Here is a 7,232-nt window from a genome sequence, read left to right as displayed (position 1 = left end):
TTTCTTGTTTTCTTGACCCTACATTAGATTCTTCTGAGTCCTTGTGTCAAGCCTAATTGAGATGCTCTTACCCTGCTTCACCGTGGGGCATTAGAGTGGGTACTGAAACGTCCCATTGTAGGGTTAACATCACGTACCAACCGCTAACCCTACGGACTATCCTTGCTTGCTTAATCGTTGCACCATCAGGGATAGTCCGTGATTGATGGAACTTAACCAAACCAATTTTAGGGAGCTTCACCGCTTGATTTTGGACGGGGTTAACCCCCAATTGTGGGAACACAAACGATCGCATTGTTCCTGCTTTCTTAAAGCGGGGGAAACCGTGTTTTTGTTCTCACATACTCACAAACGCTTTTTCAAGCCTTTTCAGTGTTTGCTGTAGGACGTGTACGGCGACGGCAGCCAATGTGGGTATGTTTGCCCTAGCCGTAGTTAAACTTTTGCACTGGCTTGCATAAGTTGGTCGTTTTGTTTCGGCCCGAATGATGAACTCAGATCGGATAGAGCAAGCGTTAATTCGACAACTACGAGACTCAAACCAATGTTTACGTTCTGCCAATGCGTAGTTGTATACGCGACGGCATTGTTCTAGCCAATCTTCAAAGATTGCTATTTGTCCTGCCGTTGGTTTGAGTTTGAATTCGTAGACTAAATGAAACATTTGCTCTATCCTCCTACCTGACTCTACCACAACCATGAGCAAACGTTGAAACGCTTTTTCAAGAAGTCTACTTAAAGCCGTCCTAAAAGGACGGGGCTTGCACCCAAATTTTCGGTCAAGATGATTATTGGCCTTGTAAACTGAGGATTACGGATTGACACAGGAGAAATTTATGCCGTCGGAAAACCAAGACTTGCTCAAAACTAAAACACCTAACAGTCCAAAGTTGCCAGTTCCCTCAGACATTTTATTGAGCTTGGTCGCCTTACCCATGCTGGGCGGGTTGGTGGTGGCTAAAGCTGCTGCTGAGTTTGTTGCGTCGATCGGCGTTGAAAGCGAAGAAGTCTTTCGGGGTTCGCGCCTCCCCGTGCTCAACTTTCCTCAATCACAGGATTAGAAAGCCCAAGGAAGGATGCTGCAGCTAGAAGTTAATTTTTTTGACCCCGCCCAAAAACGGATACGGTGCCACGTACTCCTGTCGGGGACAGATAAAAATTTTCGACCCTAGTTCAACTTCCCAGATTCATCTTGGGAGTAAATCTCAAATTGTTCGACTTAGCGCGACTCCACTGACCCCTGGCCGAACGTCTCACGCCGATCGTCTAAAATCTAAAATCGCCAGTAAAGTGATATGAAAGCTTGACAATAGGTACAATCTGTGGTCTAAGAATTAATCTTTCCTTATACTTTGTACATAAGTGCCTTCTACTTTCTACGTTGCAAGAAGTTGTCTCAGATTTGACTGCAAACAAAAGTGTTTTAGGCGAAACTAAACCATACAATTTTCTTGACACCCGCAGCTATTGAGGAACAGCCCGATGAGTTCAGTCCTCCAGTCTTCAGAACAGGCTATTGATGCAACATCTATTTCCCATTCTCCCGCTTACTCAAAATCAGACCTGTTTCTGCGAAATCGCCTCAAAGTTGTAGAGGACTTGTGGGAATCGGTGCTGCGACAGGAGTGCGGGCAGGAATTGGTGGATTTGCTCCAACAAATGCGATCGGTCAATTCCGCCGAGGGACAAGCCACTCACTTTCGCGAGTCTAATGTCGTACAGCTAATCGAAAAGCTCGACCTCAACGCCGCCATCCGCGCCGCTAGGGCTTTTGCACTGTATTTTCAGTTGATCAACATTGTCGAACAGCACTACGAACAGCGAGACCAACAGCTAGCTTACGCTAGCAGCAACGACGCTGGTGGGCGGATGTTTTCTAAGCTGCCCGGACAAGCAACGGATGCGCCCGATCGCCCGCGCCACAGGGAAGGCCCTGGCCCCGCCCAAATGGCTCCTCGCGGTGCAGACAGCAGCGAGACGATCGCCCGAGATGCCGGCACTTTTCACCAACTGTTCCCGATGCTGCTGCGCTTGAACGTGCCGAGCCAGCAAATCCAGCGCTTGATCGATCAGTTAGACATCCGCTTGGTATTTACAGCTCACCCCACGGAAATTGTCCGCCACACGATCCGCACCAAGCAGCGGCGGATGGCGAAAATTCTCCAACAGCTAGACCAAGTTGACGAAAAATTTCAGGTGATCGGGGCAGACTCTTCAAGCCCTTACCCGGTGTCTTGCTGGGAAGCGGCCGCTCTCCAAGAGCAACTGATGGAAGAAATTCGCCTCTGGTGGCGCACTGACGAACTGCACCAGTTCAAGCCGACTGTTCTTGATGAGGTGGAGTACACTCTGCACTACTTCGAGGAAGTGCTGTTTGATGCTATTCCCGAACTCTACCACCGCCTCAAGCAAGCTCTGCACGCTTCTTATCCTTATCTGAAACCCCCGAGTTACAATTTTTGCAAGTTCGGTTCGTGGGTGGGATCGGACAGGGACGGTAATCCTTCTGTGACTCCTAAGGTAACTTGGCAAACGGCTTGCTATCAGCGGCACTTAGTGGTAGAGAAGTACATCTCCGCTGTGAAGCGGCTCAACGAGCTGTTGAGTCTGTCGCTGCACTGGAGCGACGTGCTCCCGGAATTGCTGGAATCTCTCGATCGCGACAAATCGGAATTCCCGGATGTTTACGAGCAGTGGGCGATTCGCTACCGCCAAGAACCTTATCGCCTGAAGCTGGCTTACGTACTCCAGCGGCTGGAAAATACGCGCGATCGCAATTGGCGGCTCTACAAAGGAGACGAGTTGCAGCGGGAACGCGAAGCTTTGTCAGAAAATCCCGGAATGTCGGGGCTTTATCGATCGGGCGCTGAGTTTTTAGCCGAGTTGCAGCTCATCGAGCGCAATTTAGTGGAAACAGGTTTGAGCTGTCGGGACTTGGAAAATTTGGTCTGCCAAGTAGAAATTTACGGGTTTAATCTGGCTTACCTGGATATCCGCCAAGAGTCCACAGTACACTCCGACGCTTTGAGCGAAATTGCTGAATACTTGCAAATTTTGCCCAAGTCTTACAATCAAATGTCGGAATGCGATCGAATTATTTGGCTCGCAACAGAACTGCAAACTCGCCGCCCTTTAATTCCAGCAGAATTGCCTTTTTCTCCCAAAACTTGCGAGACGATCAATACCTTCCGAATATTGCGGCAAATGCACCAGGAGTTCGGCCCGGAAATTTGCCAAACTTACGTCATCAGCATGAGCCACGATGTCAGCGATTTGCTGGCAGTTTTGCTGTTAGCAAAAGAAGCCGGACTTTACGATCCGGCGACAGGAATTAGCAGCATTCAAGTAGTTCCCCTGTTTGAAACTGTGGAAGATTTGAAAAAAGCGCCGGAAGTAATGCAGCAAATCTTTGATTTGCCGCTTTATCGAGCTTTGCTAACAGGAGGATACGCGCAGGAAATAGCGGAAAAAAGCGAAGAAAATATCCAATGTCCAATCGAAACTGTCAAATTGCAAGAGGTGATGCTGGGATATTCCGACAGCAATAAAGATTCGGGTTTCCTCAGCAGTAATTGGGAAATCCACAAAGCTCAAAAGGCTTTGCAAATGGTTGCGGAAAAACACGGTGTGGAGTTGCGGATTTTTCACGGCCGAGGCGGTTCTGTAGGGCGCGGCGGCGGGCCTGCTTACAAGGCAATTTTGGCTCAGCCTGGAAAGAGTATTAGCGGGCGCATTAAGATTACTGAACAAGGCGAGGTTTTGGCTTCTAAATATTCTTTGCCGGAGTTGGCGCTTTACAATTTGGAAACTGTGGCGACGGCGGTAATTCAAGCTAGTTTGCTGCACACTGGTTTTGATGGCATCGACCCTTGGAATGAGATTATGGAGGAGTTGTCGGCGAGATCGCGATCGCACTACCGCCATTTAATCTACGAACAGCCGGATTTAGTTGATTTCTTCCACCAAGTTACCCCGATTCAAGAAATCAGCCAGTTGCAAATTAGTTCTCGTCCTGCCCGGCGCGGCGGCAAAAAAGACATCAGCGGTTTGCGAGCAATTCCGTGGGTGTTTAGCTGGACTCAAAGCCGCTTTTTGCTGCCTTCTTGGTACGGTGTCGGTACGGCTTTGCAAGAGTTTTTGCTGGAGGAACCGGAAGAACACATGAAACTTTTGCAGTATTTCTACTTGAAATGGCCGTTTTTTAGAATGGTAATTTCTAAGGTGGAAATGACTTTATCTAAGGTGGATTTGCAGATTGCAGAACATTACGTGCGGGAGTTAGCTTTGCCTGCTGATAAGGAGCGTTTTAAGGCTTTATTCGATCAAATTGCTGCCGAATTTCACTTGATTCGCGATTTGGTTTTAACGATTACCGGACACCAACGTTTGTTGGACGAAGATCCATCGCTACAGCGATCGGTGCAGTTGCGAAATGCGACGATTGTGCCTTTGGGTTTGTTGCAGGTTTCGCTGCTGAAACGCTTGCGGCAGCACGGTAGTGGCGGGGTTCCGGGGGTGATTCACTCGCGTTACAGCAAGGGTGAATTGTTGCGGGGAGCTCTGCTGACGATTAATGGAATTGCTGCGGGGATGCGGAATACCGGCTAGGGAAATAGTTTTGAGTTTTGAATTAGTGGTAAGGTGCGCGGCCCGGCGCACCCTGCTACTGGTAGTTTCAGAATTCGCGCGATCGCCCATTGATTGTAGTCACAGCCATAGAAAACTGTTCGCTATCCTAGCTGAGATTTTTTTTATGTCTAAACGCAAACAGTCTGAAGGTTGTCGCCCGATGCTGCGGCGCACTTTTTTATTTTTAACGGGCTTAGCTTTGGCGCGGGTTGTGGCTGACTATTTTGCGATCGCCCAAAATCGAGATAGTTTCTTGACTCTGGCGGGTCAACTGTGGCAAAAGTCACTCGCTTTTTTATCCAGTATAGAATCCAATCAAACTCCTCCACATCTCCCTAACAATCCGATTGTAAAATCTGCAAAAACCAATCAACCTCTGCCGAGTAATCCTATTGTAAAATCGCCCGAAAATTCTCCTGCTGTGCAGCCGTCTCAACCTCAAATTATCAAACGTTCTCCTAAGCAAGCAAAACCCGTACAAGTCAGCCGCCAAAATGTAGCTGGCGCAAGTTTTTATCTCACAACTATTGACCTCGCAGACCCCGAAGTTTATCTCACAATTGGGTTAGCTAATAATGCCGATTTTGCAAATACTTCTAAAGTAACGCGGGGCGACGAACCTTTTGAAAATATGGTCGCGCGTTACCGGGCTGCTGTTGTTGCTAACGGGACTTTTTTTGATAAAGATGAGCAGAAATCTGTGCTGGGAAATATGGTGGCGGCGGGTAAGTTTCTGAAATACAGCCGATGGGAAAATTACGGCACGACTTTGGGAATTAAAGCGGGAAATCAATTGGAAATGGTGACGGCGAGAATCGAAGGTAAGCTGGATTGGAGTCAACATTGGTTTTCTCTGATTTGCGGGCCAAGATTGGTTAAACAGGGGAAAGTTTGGCTGTCTCCTTTGTCGGAAGGTTTTAAAGATGCTCGTGTTTTGGGCGTGGGTTCGAGAACGGCGATCGGCTTTCCGGCTTCCAGAGATAAGTTATTTTTGGTGACTTTTCTTGATAGTTTGTCTTTGGAAGCAGAAGCTAAAGTTATGCAGGCGATTGGCTGTTTTGAAGCGATGAATTTGGACGGGGGCGCTTCCGTGGGTTTGGCTCATCAAGGGCAGATTTTATTGCCGCCGGGACGGAATTTGACGAATGTCCTGGTGGTTTACGATAAAGAATATCCGGCGCCGGCTCAGTTAAAGGAGTCCTGGGAACGCTTTCAAAAGGGAGCTCGACCAACGCCGGACAAATCCGTGTTTTTCGATCGATCTAGCAGAAGGAAGTTCGGCAACGCGCACTGAATCGGGATGTAACGGATGGCAGAAAGAACGAAGAAGGAAGAAGGAATCGAGGGAGCATCCATATTTTGGGTGGTGCTCCCGAGGGAAGGATGAAATCATTAGAGACAAGGCTATAACCAGTGCTGGGGATACGTCCTTTCTGCCGCTAAATTATTAAAGATGACGGCGCACAAGACCAAGATTATCGATCCCTCAAAAGCAGGTGTTAGCAAAAATTTCCAGTCTGGTTTGGTCATCATGACGACTAAGGCAACTGCTCCCGAAGGGGGATGTAGAGTCCTGGTAATCTGCATAATTCCGATCGCACTAGAAACAGCCATTCCCATCGCCCAGGGAGAAGAACCGAGAAAATGCAGAATCATTAAACTGGTGAGAGCAGCTAAGAAATTGCCCCCAATGACATTCCGGGGTTGAGCCAAAGGGCTGTCAGGGACACCAAAGATCAGAACGCTTGTAGCGCCAAACGGAGCCATTAGTAAAGGAGAATTAGTTTTTACAGCCAGATAGGACGTTGCAGTAATTGCCAAAAAACTGCCAATCCAACTCCAAAAAATATGCCGAGGATGAGGTCTGTCTACTGGGCAGGTCAATGGACACGATCGCCATCTCCCAAAGGTTTTAAACCAATAACTTTCCCATTTCAGTCGAATTTTTTTACTGTCAATCATAAATCAGGTTACTTGATAACCAGGCTTCTTAAATTGTCTGAACTAGCCTCCGGTAAAGTTAAGATATCATAACAATTGCTCAAAAAGTAGTTAAAGGCACAGATTTTTTACTTCTATGCTACTCAAGCCGCAGCTAACCACTCGGTTGGAACTCACATCGGGTACCATTCTCAAGAACAGGCTTTCCGGCCTGTTCCACAAAGAGTAGATTTTCCTCTTGTGGAAAGGGCCCCAGAGCCCGTTCATCAAAGGCTTATTGACAATGGTGCAACATCTCAGTTGGAACTGACTAGCGAGTTTGGTCGGTTTGGCAACAGACGTTATCGGCAGTCGCAAAACTTCACCGTTAGCCGTCAGAGTTATTGATGAGGGTAAAGCGAGAGGTTATTTGTAAGGTGCCAGGCCCAGTAAACGTAAGCTGGATTGGAGTCAATATTGGTTTTCTTTGACTTGCGGGCCGAGATTGGTTAAAGGGGGGAAAGTTTGGCTGTCTCCTTTATCGGAAGGTTTTAAAGATTCTCATGTTGTGGGCGTGGGTTCGAGAACGGCGATCGGCTTTCCGGCGGGAGCATCCCACTTTGGCAATCAGTATAAATACTCAGACAATTGTCAGGCTAAGCTGATGGCATAATAGAAAGCAG

6 protein-coding genes are annotated in these 7,232 nt (G+C 47.9%); 4 read left to right on the top strand and 2 right to left on the bottom strand.

Features of this window, described 5'->3' with window-relative positions; genetic code table 11:
* Positions 1–337: 337 nt before the first annotated feature.
* Positions 338–664: a helix-turn-helix domain-containing protein gene (locus tag QUA99_RS31880; RefSeq protein ID WP_333245332.1), complete on the bottom strand. Its 327-nt coding sequence runs from the start codon at positions 662–664 to the stop codon at positions 338–340.
* A 172-nt stretch (positions 665–836) separates the two neighbouring features.
* Here QUA99_RS31880 and QUA99_RS31875 point away from each other — a divergent pair, with 172 nt between their 5' ends.
* The 3 genes from QUA99_RS31875 (at position 837) to QUA99_RS31865 (ending at position 5,923) form a co-directional block, all read left to right on the top strand.
* Positions 837–1,061: a hypothetical protein gene (locus QUA99_RS31875; RefSeq protein WP_190693723.1), complete on the top strand. Its 225-nt coding sequence runs from the start codon at positions 837–839 to the stop codon at positions 1,059–1,061.
* A 421-nt stretch (positions 1,062–1,482) separates the two neighbouring features.
* Positions 1,483–4,608: a phosphoenolpyruvate carboxylase gene (gene ppc, locus QUA99_RS31870; RefSeq protein WP_333245334.1), complete on the top strand. Its 3,126-nt coding sequence runs from the start codon at positions 1,483–1,485 to the stop codon at positions 4,606–4,608.
* A gap of 145 nt (positions 4,609–4,753) precedes the next feature.
* Positions 4,754–5,923: a phosphodiester glycosidase family protein gene (locus QUA99_RS31865; RefSeq protein WP_333245337.1), complete on the top strand. Its 1,170-nt coding sequence runs from the start codon at positions 4,754–4,756 to the stop codon at positions 5,921–5,923.
* 110 nt (positions 5,924–6,033) lie between these two features.
* Here QUA99_RS31865 and QUA99_RS31860 read toward each other — a convergent pair whose 3' ends face one another.
* On the bottom strand, positions 6,034–6,591 hold the full coding sequence (locus QUA99_RS31860) for an HPP family protein (protein WP_333245340.1): 558 nt from the start codon (positions 6,589–6,591) through the stop codon (positions 6,034–6,036).
* Between the two features lie 463 nt (positions 6,592–7,054).
* Between QUA99_RS31860 and QUA99_RS31855 the strand changes: the two genes are divergently transcribed.
* Positions 7,055–7,222 carry a hypothetical protein gene (locus QUA99_RS31855; RefSeq protein ID WP_333245343.1) on the top strand — a complete coding sequence of 56 codons (168 nt, stop codon included), beginning with the start codon at positions 7,055–7,057 and terminating at the stop codon, positions 7,220–7,222.
* Positions 7,223–7,232: the final 10 nt, after the last annotated feature.

Origin of the sequence: Microcoleus sp. F10-B2 (assembly GCF_036704965.1) — a bacterium.
In the GTDB taxonomy this organism is placed as follows: domain Bacteria; phylum Cyanobacteriota; class Cyanobacteriia; order Cyanobacteriales; family Microcoleaceae; genus Microcoleus.
The sequence above is the reverse complement of the archived record's forward strand: the minus strand, read 5'-3'. Positions and strand labels throughout refer to the sequence as shown.

What these genes read in the sequence shown, in the direction of transcription:
- QUA99_RS31875 (WP_190693723.1), top strand. Translation starts at nt 837, where the DNA reads ATGCCGTCGGAAAACCAAGACTTGCTCAAAACTAAAACACCTAACAGT.
- QUA99_RS31860 (WP_333245340.1), bottom strand. Translation starts at nt 6,591, where the DNA reads ATGATTGACAGTAAAAAAATTCGACTGAAATGGGAAAGTTATTGGTTT.
- ppc (WP_333245334.1), top strand. Translation starts at nt 1,483, where the DNA reads ATGAGTTCAGTCCTCCAGTCTTCAGAACAGGCTATTGATGCAACATCT.
- QUA99_RS31865 (WP_333245337.1), top strand. Translation starts at nt 4,754, where the DNA reads ATGTCTAAACGCAAACAGTCTGAAGGTTGTCGCCCGATGCTGCGGCGC.
- QUA99_RS31880 (WP_333245332.1), bottom strand. Translation starts at nt 664, where the DNA reads ATGTTTCATTTAGTCTACGAATTCAAACTCAAACCAACGGCAGGACAA.